Origin of the sequence: Imperialibacter sp., assembly GCF_048007035.1 — a bacterium.
In the GTDB taxonomy this organism is placed as follows: Bacteria; Bacteroidota; Bacteroidia; order Cytophagales; family Cyclobacteriaceae; genus Imperialibacter.
Map to the genome: position 1 here is coordinate 1,577,391 of NZ_CP180355.1, position 17,626 is coordinate 1,595,016.

Annotated in this window: 7 protein-coding genes; 2 read left to right on the forward strand and 5 right to left on the reverse strand. The window is 49.1% G+C overall.

Annotated elements, in window-relative coordinates:
- Positions 1-173: 173 nt before the first annotated feature.
- Together ACMVP2_RS07170 and ACMVP2_RS07175 are read left to right on the forward strand one after the other, a co-directional pair.
- Positions 174-1,262, forward strand: a complete 1,089-nt coding sequence (locus tag ACMVP2_RS07170) for a hypothetical protein (protein WP_416867203.1) — start codon at positions 174-176, stop codon at positions 1,260-1,262.
- Positions 1,263-1,341: 79 nt separating this feature from the next.
- Positions 1,342-4,053, forward strand: a complete 2,712-nt coding sequence (locus ACMVP2_RS07175) for a formylglycine-generating enzyme family protein (RefSeq protein WP_416867204.1) — start codon at positions 1,342-1,344, stop codon at positions 4,051-4,053.
- A 181-nt stretch (positions 4,054-4,234) separates the two neighbouring features.
- On the opposite strand, the gene ACMVP2_RS07180 is transcribed toward ACMVP2_RS07175, so the two are convergent.
- The 5 genes from ACMVP2_RS07180 to ACMVP2_RS07200 form a co-directional block, all read right to left on the reverse strand.
- Positions 4,235-5,410 (reverse strand): caspase family protein, encoded by a 1,176-nt coding sequence (locus ACMVP2_RS07180; protein ID WP_416867205.1) that lies wholly within the window; start codon positions 5,408-5,410, stop codon positions 4,235-4,237.
- Complete coding sequence (locus ACMVP2_RS07185) at positions 5,407-13,620, reverse strand: fibronectin type III domain-containing protein (protein WP_416867206.1); 8,214 nt, start codon at positions 13,618-13,620, stop codon at positions 5,407-5,409. The genes ACMVP2_RS07180 and ACMVP2_RS07185 overlap by 4 nt, the downstream gene beginning before the upstream one ends.
- A gap of 4 nt (positions 13,621-13,624) precedes the next feature.
- Positions 13,625-14,368 carry a hypothetical protein gene (locus ACMVP2_RS07190; RefSeq protein ID WP_339792197.1) on the reverse strand — a complete coding sequence of 248 codons (744 nt, stop codon included), beginning with the start codon at positions 14,366-14,368 and terminating at the stop codon, positions 13,625-13,627.
- Between the two features lie 492 nt (positions 14,369-14,860).
- Entirely contained in the window at positions 14,861-15,958 is a 1,098-nt protein-coding gene (locus tag ACMVP2_RS07195) for an alkaline phosphatase family protein (protein ID WP_416867207.1), read from the reverse strand.
- 84 nt (positions 15,959-16,042) lie between these two features.
- The gene (locus ACMVP2_RS07200) at positions 16,043-17,599 is read right to left on the reverse strand and encodes a SusD/RagB family nutrient-binding outer membrane lipoprotein (protein ID WP_416867208.1); all 1,557 of its coding nucleotides are present in this window, start codon (positions 17,597-17,599) and stop codon (positions 16,043-16,045) included.
- Positions 17,600-17,626 lie beyond the last annotated feature (27 nt).

Consider the following 17,626-nt stretch of genomic DNA (forward strand, 5'->3'; position numbering starts at 1 on the left):
GCCATTCCGATAAATGGCTTTCAAAAAACATGGAAAATAAAACTCGGCCATGCGGAATGGCCTTGCCATATCCACCAATTATTTCTTAGGTTGACGGCTATGGTGTCTTCACGAACAGGGGTTTTTAGGCTCTGGTTTTTGATTTAAATATTGCCAAAAAATACTGTTCTATAATGGGATTATATAACCTCCATCAATTTGAAGGACAACTGCCAACGACTCGTTGCGTTGCGTGCAGCTCAGATATAACTCCGCTTCTTGGAGACTCTGGCCAAGATTGCTATGATTACTTATGTAAGGGGGTTTGCAATAAGCAAATCCGTATTACGGGATCTTCCCTTAGCGATGGCAATATGGAAGCCCTTTTATCCAACCCTGCAACGCAAATCGATTTAAGAGAGGATATAATAAATTCAAAAGATGATCCTTATGTAATATATACTGACACTCTCAGTTATTTTACCGGATCAGACTATCAAAAGTCGTTTCCGACAAAAAGCTATGAAGATTGGAAAGAGGGTAAACTGCCAGGGCGGCCTAGTATGTACCTTAACCTGCCGAAAAATGACCTCGCAAAAATAGCCGAGCACCAACAACGTATATTTGAAGAGGAGTCTAAAATCAAAACCTCACTTCTTATCGAAGGACTCGAGTCTGGACTGAAAAGCTCTATTGATCCTGAAAAATTTATTGAAAGTGAATCGGTCACTATCGACAGACTGCTGGAGACAAATTCCCAACTTGCCAAACGTTACAGCATTGGCAAAATCGAATTTGATTCAGAGTTATCAAAAAACATTAGGGCATTCTATTCGCAAATGGTAAAAGGTGAATACAACTACGATGTGATAATTAATCCAAATCAAAAAAACAAAATTGGCAAGCAGATTTATCTCCATCGTGGGCTTGTCTACGCCAAAGCACTAAAGGTTTATCATGGCCACATTAAGAATCTCAGGAAGCGTGATGATCACCAAAAAGGGAGTAAGGAGGCATCATCTCAACAGGAAATCGACGAATTAGCCGAAAAGTTTGACCACATAATTTTCAAACTTGAAAGGTTAGAGTTTGGGCAAGAAATAATCTACGACGAGATTCAGCCTTTGAAGGAGTATCTGGGTACAATGCCAAAAAAAACGTTCAAAGACATGGTTGTCGGCAGGCTCATACGGCTAGGAATCGATAAACTCCTAGATCAGGAGACCGTCAAAGAGATTATAGGCGACCTTTTTGGTAAAGATTCGCAAAATTTGATACAATAAGTTAATTACCCTTCTCTGATTAGTGTTTGCGCTTACCATATTACCCTCCTCATTTCTTAAATCTTCCCGATATTACAGCATGCGAAAACTGCTCATTCTTTTTTTGTTGCTGGCTACTTTTTCTGCCAAAGGCCAGCTGTTTGAATACAACAATAATGGTATTCAACGAGTGTCTTTGTCGTCCGGCACCAAGTACCAGGTACAACATCCCTTTATCTCTTTTCGGGTCAATGGTGAGGTAATCAGCAGTGCCACACAGGAAAGCGACGACAAAAGATTTGAAACTGTTTACACGCATCCGCTGTCCAAGTCTTACCTGCCTTACAAGGTCACTTTCACCCTCAAAAACGCCACCTCGTCCGACACCCTCACCATCGAAAACGTGGTGCCTTTTGGGGAGAATCCTGACCATGTGTACATAACAGGCCTGGGCGAGCACCGGCTGTCACGCAGTGTGATTTACCGGCCGGGATTTGGCCCCATCGGCGTCATCCTGCCCGACAATGCCTGGGAATTGGGCTTTGGCATTCTGCCACTGCCAGACGGGAATGCTGTCGCTGGCCTGGCTCGCCGCAAAAGCTGGGAGAAGGCACAACGCAAACGATTCGAAACAGTTATTTACCCAGGTGGTGAGGTCACTTACGAGCTTTGGTACGAGCCTTTCACTGGCAACTGGCAGGAAGGCCTGCGCCTCATGTTACAAAAGCATTTCCTGTTTGACCTGGAGCAGTTCGACAACAGCCTCTTCGACCGCCCCGACCTGGCCTGGATCAGAAAGGCCTATGCCATCAACCTGATGATGGCCTGGGATAAGGACTTTTACAACCCACGATACGGCATTTACTACCTGCCCAAAACCATCGAAAAGGCAAAGCCTCTGCTCGGCGGCTGGGACGTCATCGGCTTCTGGCCTACCTGGCCAGCCCTGGGCCTCGACCAGCGTAACCAGTGGGACATGTTTCGCAATCTCCCGGGAGGCCTGAAAGAGCTGAAGCGAATCACCGCCGATGCGCACAAAGCCGGGACCAAAATCTTTTTGTGCTACAATCCATGGGATGAAAGTACCACAGCCACCACCTTCGCAGAGCAAATGGCCGGTATGACAGACATGCTTAAAGCCACAGACACCGACGGCGTGGTGCTCGACACCCGGGGCAGTAGCAGTGCCGAGATACAGGGGGCAGGAGATGCAGCGAAAGAAGGCGTGATCATGTACAGCGAAGGCATGGCCATTCCCAAAGACATGCCAGGCATTATATCCGGACGGGTGCACAATGCGCTGGTATACCCTCCCCTGCTCAACCTCAACAAATTCATCAAGCCCGACTTCTCCATTTTCCGAGTGGCAGAGCTGGCCTATGAGCCCATTTTGCGGGAATACAACCTCAGCCTGTTAAATGGTCACGGCGTAGAGATCAACCAGTTTCAACCTGGCCGGCCTGAATGGGTAGATGAGCAGTATAAACACCTGGGCAGGATACTGATGGTGCTCCGCAGCAACAGCAATGCTTTCAATTACAGCGCCCTCACTCCGCTAGTTCCAACTCTTCGGGACAGCGTGTATGTGAACGAGTGGAAAAGCGACACCAAAACTATTTACACTATTTACAACGCCAACCCTGAAGGCTACACGGGGCCCCTGTTTGACCTGGAACTGCCCGACACCCATCACGCTGTCAACTTGTGGACGCACCAACCGGCAATTGTGGACGGTGGAAAAGCGCTTGTTTCCATCGACGGTTTTGTCCCGGGAGACTTGGGCACCAACAACGAGGGCACTGTGAGCGTGGTAGCGGTATTTCCCAAAGTGTTGCAGATCAGCCGACGAGGCGACGAACTATCTATAGAAAGCCCGCCTGGAAAGATCACCTTGTCGATCAACGGCCCCAGCTATGACAAAAAGCCCTATGAGTTGGAAGGAGGAAAGCATAGCCTGTCACTTAGAAAGACGTTTGGCTGGCAGGAAGGTAGTGTGGTCATCCAATATCTCACCAATGGCGAGCTGATGGATGAAGTGGTATTTGAGCTAAAAGCTTCGGATCCCTGGCTGATCTCCAGCTCCACCAACACAGCGGGCAACAACGTCGATCCTACCTCGGTACGGGTGCCCGGCAGCAACTATCACTACAAAGTGGATTCCAGAGAAGGAGAATTTATCCCCTATCCCAAACAAGCTGAGAAGGACACACTGATGGCCGGTTTCTGGATGGATCGCTATCCGGTGACGAATGCGCAGTACTACGACTTCCTGGTCGCCACCTGCTACCGACCCAACGACGACACCAATTTTCTCAAACACTGGCCTGGGGGCAAGCCAAAAAAGGGAGAGGAAGACTTTCCGGTAGTCTACGTCAACATTGAAGATGCCCGGGCCTATGCAGAATGGAAAGGCTCCCGGCTTCCAACGGAGCTGGAATGGCAGTATGCCGCACAAGCCGGAGACCCTTCCAATACCTGGCCGTGGGGCGCTGACATGGACAGCACCAAAACCAGTCGTGGTGATGGCAAGCCTTATGCTGTAGGGCAATACCCGGAAGGAAAGAATACGCTGGGTCTTGAAGATTTGGTAGGCAATGTGTGGCAACTAACCAACGACGTCTACTTCAATGGTACCAGCGAATTTGTGATCCTGAAAGGCGGCAGCTATTTCAACCCCACCTCCAGCTGGTGGTACGTAAAAGGAGGCCCCCAGCCCCTTCCCTGGCGGCAAATGCTGCTACGTGTTTCGCCGGGATTTGAGAGGAGCGCTACGGTTGGTTTTAGGTGTGTGGTGGAGGAGAAAAGTCAGTAGTGATTCGCCGAAAAATCTTATTAAGAAACGTAAATATTAACGTTATGGTCATTGATTTGAGCACGAGCGAGTAACAACGACAATCCTATTGAAAACAGGAAACGAAGAATATGTCTCATACTGTCAAAAGTTGCCTAAAAACTTAGGTCTTAAACATTGGCGTAAACGCTCTGGATTGACCTTATTTAGCAATGAACAAGAAGTCGCTGGCCTCCTGGTCAGAGCCGAAAGCGCCAAATCGTGGAGTGGTTTGCAGTCGCTCCATAAAAGAATTAAGCTCTGTCAGGGTAAGGAGCCTGTCTTCGCCTCCATTGGTCTTTAGTGCTTCCAAAAAACGTGAGGCAAAGGGAGAGTGCTTCCCTGCAATGCCGTCCGAAACATATTCCTTGCCGCCGCTGGTAAGGTACTTTCTGGTGCGCACTGCCAGCTTCTTAACCATAAACTCAACGTTGTCTATTTCTGAATATACGCTGCGGGAGCTCGCAAGTACCGGGTCAAATGTCCCACCAAAACAGACGTCCATCACGAGGAATATATGATCGCATTTAATATTATCAATATTATTCCTTAGCCGGTTGTGCGAGATGTAGGTGTTTTTTCCCGGATCGTTGGCTATTGAATTTCGTGCTACGACATAGCCCTCCCCGAAAGTTTCGTCATACTGACCATGCCCGGCAAAAAAAATAAACAGCTGATCCTGTGGCTTGTAATTGCGAAGTGCATACTCCCTCAAGATGGTGAAAACGTCGTTTTGATCAATATTTTCCACAATCCTCACTTCAAATCCATATCGCTCCTCCAGTTCTTTACCAATGGCCTTTGAATCGTAGATTGGATTCACCAGATCCCCCCAGTTGTCGTATTGGTCGGTAGCAAAAAAGAGGGCATAGTCCTTTCGGTCGATGGCCACTGCATCCTTCAACGCATTCATCCCTACCACCACCGACCGGAAATCGGATACAACACCTCCATGTTCTGTTTCGGCTATAATTTCGATATAGCTTTGTCCGTCGGGTAGGTAGAGATTTTGCTGAACGGTGGTCATAAGCGGGCTCTCAAGCTCAACGTTTTTTGTCGCCGACGGCTCCCCATCGTTTGAGCTCTTCAGGGCCAGTCTCACCGACTTTAAAGGCTCGGAGCTAACTACCGTGGCCTTTACATCGACCCTGTTTTCCTGACTGTTTGTGTACTCAAGACGTGGAAGCTCCCAGACTATTCGGGGTAGCGTAGTTGGGCTCGATGATTTGGTAACATCAAAATGAACCTGATTGGTGCGGGTGGCTACCACTTGCCCATGCACCTGCGGGCTGGCAAGAAACACTAGCAGGAGGCAAATAAATTGTGTAGATGCTTTCATCGGAGTAATAGTTTCTTTTGAAGTGGCGCCATATCACTATTTTCAATCACTAGTTGATAAATGTATAAACCTTGTGGAATATCCTGTCGGGCAATCTCCCAGTCAAATTCATAAAAGCCCGGGCCAAAGGAACCTTCCACCACTCTTTTCACACGACTGCCGTTCAAATCGAAAACGTCGATATGCATATCCCGCTGCGGGCCTGTCGGCAGCAAAACGGGAATGGTGGTGCGGTAGGTTGCCGGATTTGGGTAGGCTGTTCCTAGAATCAGTTGGTTGAATGCAGGTAGGCTGCCATCGGCCTGATAGTAGACTTCGAAACTGGCAGCCCCGTCAGTTAGTTTCGCCGTAAAACCGCTGTGCTTTTTCATGTCGATCAGGCTGCCTGACGACCTATCGAGAAGATAAAGCGAGGCAGTCCGGCTTTGAATGCCAGTGTTGTCCCAGGTGAGATCCGCCACCCGAGAGTTGGTGTTAGACCTGAAATTGAACTCCCAAACGTGTGCCTGAGCGGTAGTGGCTATATCCGTGGCAAACCAGGCATAAAAGTAGTCTTCATGCCTCGTGTATAGCTCATTGTAGAAAACAAATCGGGGCAGCAGCATTTTGTCAAGCGCATCCTTTCCATGGGAAGCATCTGGGTGCATCCCAAAACCACCGATAGAATACAAACCACCCTGCAGGCTGAACGGTATAGCCCAATCGGGGCCGTCGATGTTCAGATTGGCTGTTTTGATCTCTTTCTGAGCCAACTGCCGACCGCCAGGAGGGCTGGTGAACGGCGAGACCTGAGCCACCGAGTTTTCCTCCGCCCACACAAAGCCGCCAGAGAATGGTGCCACCAAATCGCCATCGATAAAGGTCAAACTGGTGTTGTCGAACACTTTGAGTGTTTCTACCGTCCCCGACAAATTGTTGGACGCTATTGTTTCGTCCCAGGAAATGGGTACGTTGAATGGGTTGCCAATCTGATTCCAACCTTTGGTAAGACTGATTTGGAATGGAATTTCCGCATTCACCTGTCCCGAACCGATATTGATCTTAATCGGCTTTACCGCATTGAACCAGTAGCCTTTTCCCAGCTCTATTTTGTTGATACCCTCGCCTTTGTCCAAGTACTTCCCACTGCCCTTTCCGTCGCTTTCGTAGTGCAAAATCCGCCAGTCTACTTTGTATCGCAACGGGCCAGTTTCGTTGAATATGGTTTCTATAAAATTATCTTTCAGCACGTAAGGAATCGAGAACATCTGCCAGTCCGACTTTTTGCCTCCAAAAACAGAGAAAGGGATCGTATCGCTTTGTGTGTCGTCAAACTCCCAAAAAATAAAGTTTTCCCGCCTGAATATGCTTGTAGACCCGTCCGAAACCTCTATTTCAAATTCCAGTCCCAGTGCATCAAGTAGTTCGGCAGTAATGGCAAATACAAAGTCGTCATTTGAGTCACGCAACATGCTCTGCGCCTCGGACCACTGATTTTGTGCGATGCCCCTGTATGTCAGCCTCGACGTGAGCTCGCCACTACCTCCCGTGGCAGCCACCTTTACCAAAGATTGCTGCTGGCCCTTTTTATACGTAGCGCTAAACGATAGGCTATTGATAGCCACCGGCAATGGGGGCGGGCTAAGAGAAACAGTTACTACATTGGAATACGGAGAAACACCGGACTCATTGGACGAACTCACCCGGTAAGTAAGCACATTTGCTTGGCTTAAACCTATAATATCGACCGGGTTAGCATTCAGCAAACTTTGTTGGAACACGAAGGTTGCGAAGCCATCGCCGGATACCTCCAGCAGATAACCTGTAGCACCAGTCACTGGATCCCAGTTGGCCCGGAACGACGTGGGAGTAATAGACGAAGCATCTCTTGCAATCGGAGTTGGAGGTACCATCAGCACGTTTTGAATATTCGACACGGGTGACTTGCCCGACCCGTTGGCCGACCTCACCCTAGCCTGAAATACCCTGCCTGCTTCAAGCCCTGAAAGAACCAGCATTGTATCTGCTACAGGTAGTCCGTTGAATTCCGACACCAGCGTTTGAAATCCATTGTTTGACACGTCTACTTCGTACCCTTGTGCGCCTTTCACCGGCGGCCACGACAAGGTTGCTACCGACTGCCCAATATTTGCTGCGGGGCGCAGCTGGGGCGCATTGGGAATAGTGATGAACGAAGTAACTCCGAAGTCCGGCGTTGAACCTTGTCCGCTTCTGCCGCTGGTATTCACCGACTGCACTTTTACATAGTAATCCTGGCCGGGAAGCAGTTTTTCAAGCGAGTAAAAAGGGACGGCGGAGGGGAAGTCTTTTAAAACACTTCCGGAGCTTTCGAACTCCTGATTTGTGTTGAGGTCGACCAGGTAGGAAGTTGCTTCATCGGGCACCGACCAGCTTAAAATAGCCGACACCTGAGTAATGTTGCTGACCGCATTGAGTACTGGTGCCCTGGGTATCGAGCGAATGGTGATTACGTTTGAATAGGGTGAATTTCCTGATGAGTTGTACGCCCGCACCCTGGCAAAATAAGTCTTGCCGGCCTCCAAAATGGTTAGCTGATGGAACACTGTATCCTTATGAATACTTTTCAACACACCGCCCGATCCGTAACCGGCCAGAGCAAATGCAGAGTTAGTAAAATTAAAGTCAGTCGAAACCTCAAGGTGGTATCCGTTCAATACTTCCGGTACTACCGACCACTTGAGCCGGGCCGAGGTCTGCGAAATATCGGTTAGGAAATCGCTGCCCGTGAAAATTGGTGTCGCCGGCAATGTCAATATGGTGATTGTCTCGGTAGGGTTCGAGCTTCCCGACTCATTGTAGGCAAAAACCCTTGCATAGTACCGGCTGCCAGGCTGAAGCCCGGCGAGTGACTCCACCGCAGTGGTTTTTGACAACAATTTGTTATGATATCCTTCGAGAAATGCTTCTTCGCTGGCAAAGCTTCCGTCAGTAGAAACATCAAAAATGAATCCATCGAAGATTCCCTGGACAGGCTCCCACCCGATGCTGGCCGACGTCTGCAATAGCTCCGAGATACCCTTGTTATCGGCCAAACCCGGCGTATCGGGAGTGGTTACTATCCGAATTACCTCCGAAGATGGAGACTGACCCGACTCATTGAAAGTCCGCAGGCGAAGAAAATACTCGGTGCCGGATGAGAGCCCGCCAACCTCAATCGATGTCGCCTCTGCGTCAACCAGTTGGGCATTATGTCCAGGCACGAAAGCTTCCTCGCTCTCGAAGCTGCCTTCCGTGGAAACGTCGAGGTAGTAACCCTCAAAAATTCCCGGCGGCGCTATCCAGTGGGCTGTAAAAGCCGATTGAGATATGTTGCTCAACTTATCTTCCGCCTGATCCGGAAAGATCGGCGTCACCGGTAATGTAAGTACCTGCTTTGTTGCAGAATAGTCCGATTCTCCGTTGTCGCTATATGCTTTTACCCTAAAAAAGTACCTGGTGCCTGCTTCAAGTGCCGATACTTTGAGTATCCTTGCCGATTCGCTGAACGAAGCCTTCAATGGAAGAAAATCCTCGCTTTCTGATATTTCGACGTCAAACGTGAGCGCCCACGCCTCCTCATACGCAACATCAAATCCGCTTTGTTCAATCGCTGTGGCATCGTCTACTCTTGGCGTGCCTGGCACAAAACTTATTTCCCAAAGGTCGTTTTTGAACCCTTCCAGTGTTTTTCCTCCATAAACCCATAAATTTTTGTCCACGCCTTTAAAAGCGTTATGCCCGTGTCTGGCACCAATCACGTTTAGCTGATCCGGCTCTCCCTTGCTGCCGTACTCATCAGGCGCTCCGGTAAAGTCGGCGCCGCCCATCCACGCCCATCCGCCCACTTGCAGGTCGTACTTCCAGAGATCGTTGTAGGGATTAAAGCCGTCGGTGCCACCAAAAAGCCAGAAATCTCCCGCATCGTCTGTCCATGCTTCGAAATCATACCTTGCAGGTGGCACATTTGCCGGGTCGGCCACTCCAGGGGTTCCGTAATATCCATAATCATACACCCCCTCACTTCCACTCACCCACGTCCAAACGCCTGATTCAATATTATACATCCATAGATCGTTCATGGCTCCGATATTGCCTGCTATATCCCACCCAAAGCCTCCAAACACCCAAATATTGCCAGCGCTATCCATCCATGCCTTTGCGTATGCTTTAGAGCCAATGGCATTTTTGCCTGCAGGAACGCCCTTTTGGCCGAAAATTCCCGGTAGCTCCGAGCTTTTGAAGCCTGAAAACCACGTCCATTTATTGGTGGCAGGATTGTACCTCCACAGGTCATTGAACGTTTTATCCCACCAGTTGCCCCGCTCCGCTCCGCCGAATAGCCAAAACATCCCTTCGTTGTCGACCCAGGAGGCCGCTCCATACCGGGCGCCCGGCGAAGATGTGCCCTCAACACCTTTAGTGCCATAAACACCCCGCTGTCCCTCCACACTACTGCCGCCTATCCAGGTATATGTGTTTTCGTCCGGATCATATTTCCAGAGGTCGTTCCGTGCTGATGACGGCGATTTACCCCCAAAGAACCAGAGATTTCCATCGCTACCATACCATGAGGATGCATTGAGTCGTGGCGGGGGTATATTGGATGAGCTGCTGATGCCCTTGGCCCCATAGTTACCCGAGGTTTTGTCGAGCAGCAGGCTGCCTCCCAGGTATTTCCAGCTTTGGGTGGACTGGTCGTAAGTCCACAGATCATTGAAAAAACCATTTATTTTTTTGTAGGGGTCATCCGTACCGCCAAGCTTTTCATTCGGGTCGTTTGTACCACCCAGCAGCCATAAGTCCCCGTCGTTGTCAACCCATTCGATAGCGCCCATTCTACCACCAGGAGTTGGCACATGGCCATTCCCAGGCACGCCGTAGTCGCCACTTTTTTCTTTTATCGGCTTGTCATTGCCACCCCACCAGGTCCATTCCAGCGATGAGGGGTTGAGCTGGAACAGATCGTTGTAATAGCCGAGTTCGGAGCCGCCAAACAGCCAGAAGCTTCCGTCGGACGACTTGAATACGGCGGCGTCTCTTCTTGATCCCGGATTGTTGTCGATGTTGGCTTCACCGAGTGACCCATAGATGCCTGAGTTGCCACCGTAAGTAGGCCCCCCCTCCCAGGCCCACTGTCCCGTCGTGGGATTAAAGCTCCAAAGGTCGTTCATCCACCAGCGGAAATTGTAGTTGTCTTTGCCATGGCCACCAAAAAGCCATAGCTTACCGTCGTCGCCATACCATGCGGCAGCACCACTTCGTCCTCCGGGAAGGGATTCATCTGAGGGCTCACCGAGCGTGCCGTACACCGGATCTTCGCCGAGAAAGTCGTTGCCCGCTACCCAGGTCCATTCGCCCGACTCAATATTGTACCTCCAAAGGTCATTGAAGTACTGGTCATAATCTTCAGAATACCCCCCAAACAACCAAAAGTCTCCATTGCTATCAGTCCAGGTAACTGCGTTGGCTCTTGAACCAGGCATATTGCTGGTGCTGCCCTCACCCAGGGTACCATAGGTGCCGCCGACACCCTTGTAATCTTCCCCTCCCATCCACGTCCAATTCCCGGTCTGTGAATTGTACTTCCAAAGATCATTCAGGTGTCCAAGTGTGCCATAAGCATCGTAGCCATACCCTCCAAAAATCCAGATATTGTCGTCTGAGTCTATCCACCCGCTTGGGTAAGAGCGGCCTCCGGGGTAGTTGCTGACATTTGCCACTCCCATAACTCCATACACACCAGGCTCGTCAATACTCTCCAAACCGGCCACCAAAATCCACCTGTTGTTCTCTCTGTCATATTGATGAATCGCATTGAGCTGCCCGGCTGTGGCAAATTCATTGAGGCCGTAGCCCCCAAACATAAAGAAATCGCCATCTGAGTTGGTAAGTCCAAGGGCCTGAGCCCGCCCCCCGATACTTGATTTGGGCAGCACCGTATCGTCAATCCAGTTAGAATAGTCGCCGACACCAAGCCCTCCTGAAACAAGAGGGAAGTCAAAATTACTTTGCCCGATATGGGTGGCCATGCCAGATACTGGTATCGCCTGCAACTCTACCAGGTCGCTGCCAGCCAGCTCGCCATCAACGTATAAGCTTATTTGGTCGAGGGATCCGTCTGCATCATGAGCAACCGTCACGGCAACGTGGTGCCAAAAATCATCATCAAGTCGCAGAGAGTACGCTCCGACAGCTGCGTTTGAATGCTGTTCAAAAATCAACTGGCCGTCGAGGATGTAAAGCGCAATAGCGCCGGCCTCTGCTGGTTCGGAATATGTAGGGTTGGAGTACGAGAAAATAGTAGCGTCATCATCGGTTTTTACCCAGGTTTCCCACGTGAAGTCTGAGTTATACTGGTTGACGTTGGGAACGGAGACATAGTCGTCAATACCATCAAAGGATAGTATATATTCGCTGTTGGTAAAAACAGAAATATTGTCAATGGCAATCCCTGCAAGTTCTTCTGCGCAACATCCGTCCGTTAAAAAAACAAATCGGAAGTAGACCTGGGACTCATAGTTATATCTACTGAGCTCATGATAGGCGGTTCTCCAACCATTGCTATAATGCCACCCTTCCTCACCAAACAGGCCACTAACGCCGTCGTACCAATTAACCCCTGTCTCCGAGTTGCCAATCCTCTCCCAGTTAGTGCCATCCAGGCTTCCCTCCAGCCACAATACGTCGTCGTGCCCCCACAGTTCAAGATACAGGTCAAAAGAGATATAGGCATAAGCAGTCGTGCTAAAGTCGAATAGCTGAGAGGTGAGATAGAAAGTGCCGCTAAGCTCGGTGGCATCACCATCAAGATCGGTCACCCAGGAATTGTCATAATCGGCGGGAATGCCATAGGTCGGCACTCCCCACTCAAATCCGTCGGAGGGTCCGTCGGGCGTCCAGTCCCCACCTCCCAACTCAAAATCGTCAGAATAAATGATGGAAAGGTTATTTGTAAAAAAGGGAGAAATTGCGTCTTCCAGATAATTGGATGCGTCACCTATCAAATCGAAATTGTTCAGCGTACCGTGGTTGCCATTGCTTGAATGATCATTAACAGATGTATGGAAGGTATTGTCTCCCCCGGCGCTGCCGTGTCGGAAGTCGTAGTACATTAAGAGGCCTGGGTCTCCCGGATCCGCCGTGGCCATCTCGGCCTCTATAGCAGCGGCTGACTTAGCGATACTCCATATTTTCGAAAAGGTGACCTCACCGTCGAGATTGGGATACTTGATGAACTCGTCGAGCGTACCATTGTTCCCATTGGGTGTCTGGTCAAATACGTCGACTTCAGTCTGGTTGTCGCCGTTGGCAATCCCCTGATCAAATGCGTAGTAAACAATCAGATCATCTTCGCTACCTGATAACCTCTCCACAAGGTTGATGCGTATTTCCTCTGATGTTCTCGCCGACTTCCACACCCTGAAATTATCAAAAGCGGCATTAAGCGGGCCATTGAAACCGTTGCCCAGCTTGGTAACATAGGCACTGCCGACACCATGTGGAATCACCTGGTCAAAATTCTTCAGAAAGGACGCTTCTTCTGTTCCATCAACGAAAAGCGTAACCAGCTCCTGATTGCCCGACTGGTTGGCCTTAAAGGTAAGCGCAAGATGATGCCATTGCCCATCGTTAATCCTTGTGAACGACTGGGCGTAGGTGTCGCTAACGACCTCAGTAAAAGCCTTTGCATATCCGTCGTTGATCGCAAGTGAAATATTACCTACCCCAGAGCAACATTCTCCCGTTTTAGTCGATTCCGCATATTCCAGCACCGTGCCTTCTTCCGCTTCTGTTTTTATCCATATTTCCCAGGTAAAGTCCATATGGTAATCCTTGAACCCAACCATTTCAACTACATCGTCCAGACCATCAAAACGAAGCGAAAGATCAGCTTCGTAGTCAGCAATAGCGCCCGCATAGTTGGCGCCATGCATCCAGGTCCACTCTTTGTCCCTGATAGAATACCGCCACATGTCGTTGAAGTAACCTTCGTCTCCATTTTTATCGTACCCGTAGCCACCGAAAATCCAAAGGTTACCCTCCTCATCGACCCACGAGGTGCCGTTTTCCCGGGCGCCAATTCCGGTTGTTTGTACCACTGACCCCCTGGAGGGTTGCGAATCTCCACTCGCCCACTTGTACAGGGCATTTTGGGCCGCCAAAGCATGGCCAAGAGCGAAGCTAATAAGGCATAATGCTGTCTTCTTCATGGCGCTAGCGGGTGGGGAGACCAGGGGCAGGGATAATGGGATCTTCCTGAGTCAGCTGGTTAATTAACAGCCCTGTGGCTACGCCAACCGTGAAAAATGCGCCAAGCTTAAGGGCCAGCGGAATCTTCCTCCTTACGGTGAATTCACTGGTGAAAACCACCTCGTCCCGGTTTCGCTTGTCGCTGATCTTCAGGCGGTAGTCTTTGCCGGGCTTCACTTTTACGGGCAACGTCAGCTTGGTATTGCCTACGTTAGGACGCTCTTCGAAAACCGCTATTTTGTTTTCTCCTTTGTACAACTCAAAGTTGAGCACGTTATCGCCCCGCCCCCCAGACCATACTAGGTCGTAAGGCTTTCCTCTCTTCAGCTCCTTGTAATCTTCAAACCCATCGAGAAAAATGAATGGCACATATACACTTCCCTTTAACTCAAATGAAAGGTTTCCGATAAAGTCATCACCAAACTCCTCCTTTGGCCTCCAGACAATCTTTTTGTTGCCGCCGACCGACAGGTTCACCCCAACATCACCCGACACCTTTTCCAGCGGCTGAATGAAGTTATCATGAGAGGAGTAAAGAAAAAGTGCATATCTTCTTTCAAGAATGTCGTCCTTCAAATCATAGCTGATAATCGCCTCATGATCTTTTAGCTGAATTTTGGTGATTACTACCTCCTGAGCGCTCAAATAATCAGTGGTAGCGCACTGTAGCATGACGAATCCCACAAAACTGCGAAACACTTTAGCCATACGTTTATCCAAAAGAAAGTCAAATGATCCTCCTGTCCCGTCTGTTTTGCAAAAAAATAGTGCAACAAAAAATGAACAACAGCTGACGAAACGGCGTGACTGAAATTGACGAAAATTCGCCATAAGTAACTCAAAAAGCAATACTTACCAGCAGGTATATTTTTGAAGGGGATAGCCCAGTTTGCCTGGCAGTGCATTTGATCGTAGGGAGACTGCAGGGCGGTAAAAGATGACCTTGCCTGACAGGCTTGACCCGTATAACCAGAGCTAAGCTACATGCATGCGACCTTTGCAAGGTGCTCCCCGGCACAATAATGCTCAATCTGTTCTACAATTGACACTTTATTGTGTTCAAAATGAAACCGGGGTTTTGTAGTTATATTTCATAGCCGGGGCATCGGGTTCATGAAGGTATCATAGCTTTTGCAATCATCTCCCGGCACAGCCAGGCAATAACCAGCAACAGGAGCACAATTACCCTTTTGAAATCCATCACTTAGTGATCATTGAGCCAACAACTGCTCCTGGCTCAGGAGTATTAACATATTTAAGCCCCAGTAAGGTAGCTGCAGTGGCTGCTACCTGATTCTGGTACAGCTGCCCATCCTGCTTCACCTCGCCCAATGCTGGCGTATCCGGACCAATCGCCATCATCCAAATTTCTCCGCCACCTTCGACCTGGCTACCATGACTTCTCCATGTGTCTTTCGGCACTGTGCCTCTTCCGTGATCGGTTGTGATCAGCAGGGTGGTTTTGTCTGTGTATTTGGGGCTGGATTGGATGTACTGCCAAAGCTCTTTAATAAACTGGTCGGTGCGGCGGGCTGAATGTAGATATTCATCATACTCGCCATCATGGGCCCAGTCGTCAGTCTCACCATAGCTGATGTACACAAGTCTTGGGTTGTTCTTTTTTACATATTCCATCATAAAATGATGGGTAAAGGCGTCAAGCCTCACTCCTCCCCAGGGGCCGGGGATTTCGTCCTGTAGTTGGTTCAAAAACTTTTCTCTGTCTGTCAGGGTGCTTCCGGTTGCTTTCATAAATCCTGCATTCACTGGAATACCGCTTCTCTCAGCATTGATGATGTAGGGAAAAACATCCCATGATCCGAAGCCAGCAACTTTGCCCTTGTATTGAGGCTGGTTGTTGACGAACTCCAGCACAGTTTTGTTAGGGTTGGGAATCTTGTCGTTGCTGCTAATCCTATTGTCATCAGCAAATCCGGATAAAATTTCGTTGTAGCCGGGATAAGAGAACCACATGCCATTAGCGCAGTTTACTTTGCTTCCCTCATTGCGGTTGCCATACATCTGCCCCTTTGTGGCAATCTCAGACCAGAAAAAAGGGAATAACTTTTCTCTTCGTGTCTTCGCATCTTCTGCCCAAAATTCTTTCTTCAGACCTTCTACATTCTCCACATAGTCTTTATCGCCAATCAGTTCTGCGTCGGCTCCTCCATAGAGCTCCTGCCAGCGAAGGCCATCAAAGGTAATAATGAAGACATTCTCTGTTTTCAGGTCTTTCTTTTGAGCAAAAGTGCCCAGGGAAGCCGCTAAACCGGCAATAAGAAGTAAGGTGTTTTTCATTGTCAATCGGGTTGCTCCAAAAGTTGAGGGGGACAAACGTCCCCCTGACTTCCAGATAGGTTTGAGGCAAAAATTACTTCTTATTTAGTTTACATCCCACCAAACACGGGTGGTAATTGCATCAACGCCCTGGCGGGCAACAGCGGCCTTGTAATTGTCGGCATTCAGTGCCTGGGCGTCGCCTGGGTACATAAAGCGAACCGGTACAGTTGGCTGCACAGCACCAGGGCCAGGTGTAATTGTTGGTATGCCTGTCCTTCTCCAGTCAAACCAGGCCTCCATGCCATTGAAGAAAAGAGCGACCCATTTTTGCGTGCCAATCTTCTGCAATTTTTCAGCTGTCGTGCCAGTGTAAGCAACTTCAGCCTGAGCGAAATAAGCCGCATCAGGTGAAGCCACGTCAATAATTTCAGGATAGCTACCTACTGCAAGCCTCTCGAGGTAGTAGTCAAAAGAGGCATTTATGCCGTTGAGGTAGTAGGTTTCAGCAGTACCTGTTGAGATAAAGCCCCGTTCCCTGGCTTCCGCTAAAATGAACTGAAGCTCAGAATAGCTCATTAGTATCGCTTCAGCGGCCGTTGGCGATGCTCTGTCAGGGTTACAGGCCCGACATGCGAACATTAAACCAATTCTTGAAATAAAATTGGAACCAACTTTTTCAGGGTCACCACTTGGTGAATAGGCCAAAGCCTGGGCATCAGCTAAGCCGTTAGGCACGCCTGCATAGTCAGCATGGCTGCCCACAACACCTGCACCTGAGTCGTTGGTAGGCTGAGCATACACAAATAATCTTGGATCATTCAAGTCTTTCAGAATGGTCTCCATGTTAACACTTAGTCTGTACTCATCAAAAGAGCCTGAACGATTGGTATACTGCGGCTGCTGATTAGGCGCATCTGACAGGTACTCCAACGCTACGTTGTCGTCGTTGCCTTCAAGAATCGGGTTGGCATCAAGGTTACTAAGGATAGCCTGCATGCCTGACGATGGATCCGTTCTATCAGACAAACGCATGTAGATTCTGAGGCGCAGTGAATTGGCAAATTTTCTCCACTTCATCAAGTCACCACCAAAAAGGATGTCGCCACTTACCGAACCAGTAGCACTGGCCAGAATGGTATTGGCTTCCGCCAGCTCAGCCAGCACTCCCTGATAAACAGACTCCTGTGTATCAAATACTGGAAGGTTGGTACCTTCTTTTGCGCTTGTTGCTTCAAAATAAGGAATATCGCCGTAAGCATCTGTCATGAAAGAATACATCCATGATCTCATGATTTTGGCGATGCCAATGTATTGCGGCTGCCCGGCTTCTTCTGACAGAATGATGATGTTATTCACATCACGCATGGCATTATAGAAGCTGTTGTAAGGGTCACCTTCGGGACCCCACAGATATCTGTCCTCGCTGGTGAACTGAATTTTTGCCGAATACTGCATCACCACGTTACCATATCCCCACGCCAGTCCGGCTACTTCGTTCACCGGGTTTCTGATGATGGTAGGCAGAAGGAGTGCTGTTGGCACTGACTCAGGGTCATTCGGGTTGGTGTTCACCTCCTGGAAGTCCTTGTCGCATGATGTAGCCACAAAAAGACCTGTCAGCAGTGCTATTGATTTTATAGAATTGCTATTGATTTTCATTTCTGTTTTCCTTTGAAGTTTTAAAAG

Bases quoted from the DNA above. Each gene is read 5' to 3' on its own strand.
- ACMVP2_RS07175 (WP_416867204.1), top strand. From the start codon at position 1,342: ATGCGAAAACTGCTCATTCTTTTTTTGTTGCTGGCTACTTTTTCTGCC.
- ACMVP2_RS07185 (WP_416867206.1), bottom strand. From the start codon at position 13,620: ATGAAGAAGACAGCATTATGCCTTATTAGCTTCGCTCTTGGCCATGCT.
- ACMVP2_RS07170 (WP_416867203.1), top strand. From the start codon at position 174: ATGGGATTATATAACCTCCATCAATTTGAAGGACAACTGCCAACGACT.
- ACMVP2_RS07200 (WP_416867208.1), bottom strand. From the start codon at position 17,599: ATGAAAATCAATAGCAATTCTATAAAATCAATAGCACTGCTGACAGGT.
- ACMVP2_RS07190 (WP_339792197.1), bottom strand. From the start codon at position 14,368: ATGGCTAAAGTGTTTCGCAGTTTTGTGGGATTCGTCATGCTACAGTGC.
- ACMVP2_RS07195 (WP_416867207.1), bottom strand. From the start codon at position 15,958: ATGAAAAACACCTTACTTCTTATTGCCGGTTTAGCGGCTTCCCTGGGC.
- ACMVP2_RS07180 (WP_416867205.1), bottom strand. From the start codon at position 5,410: ATGAAAGCATCTACACAATTTATTTGCCTCCTGCTAGTGTTTCTTGCC.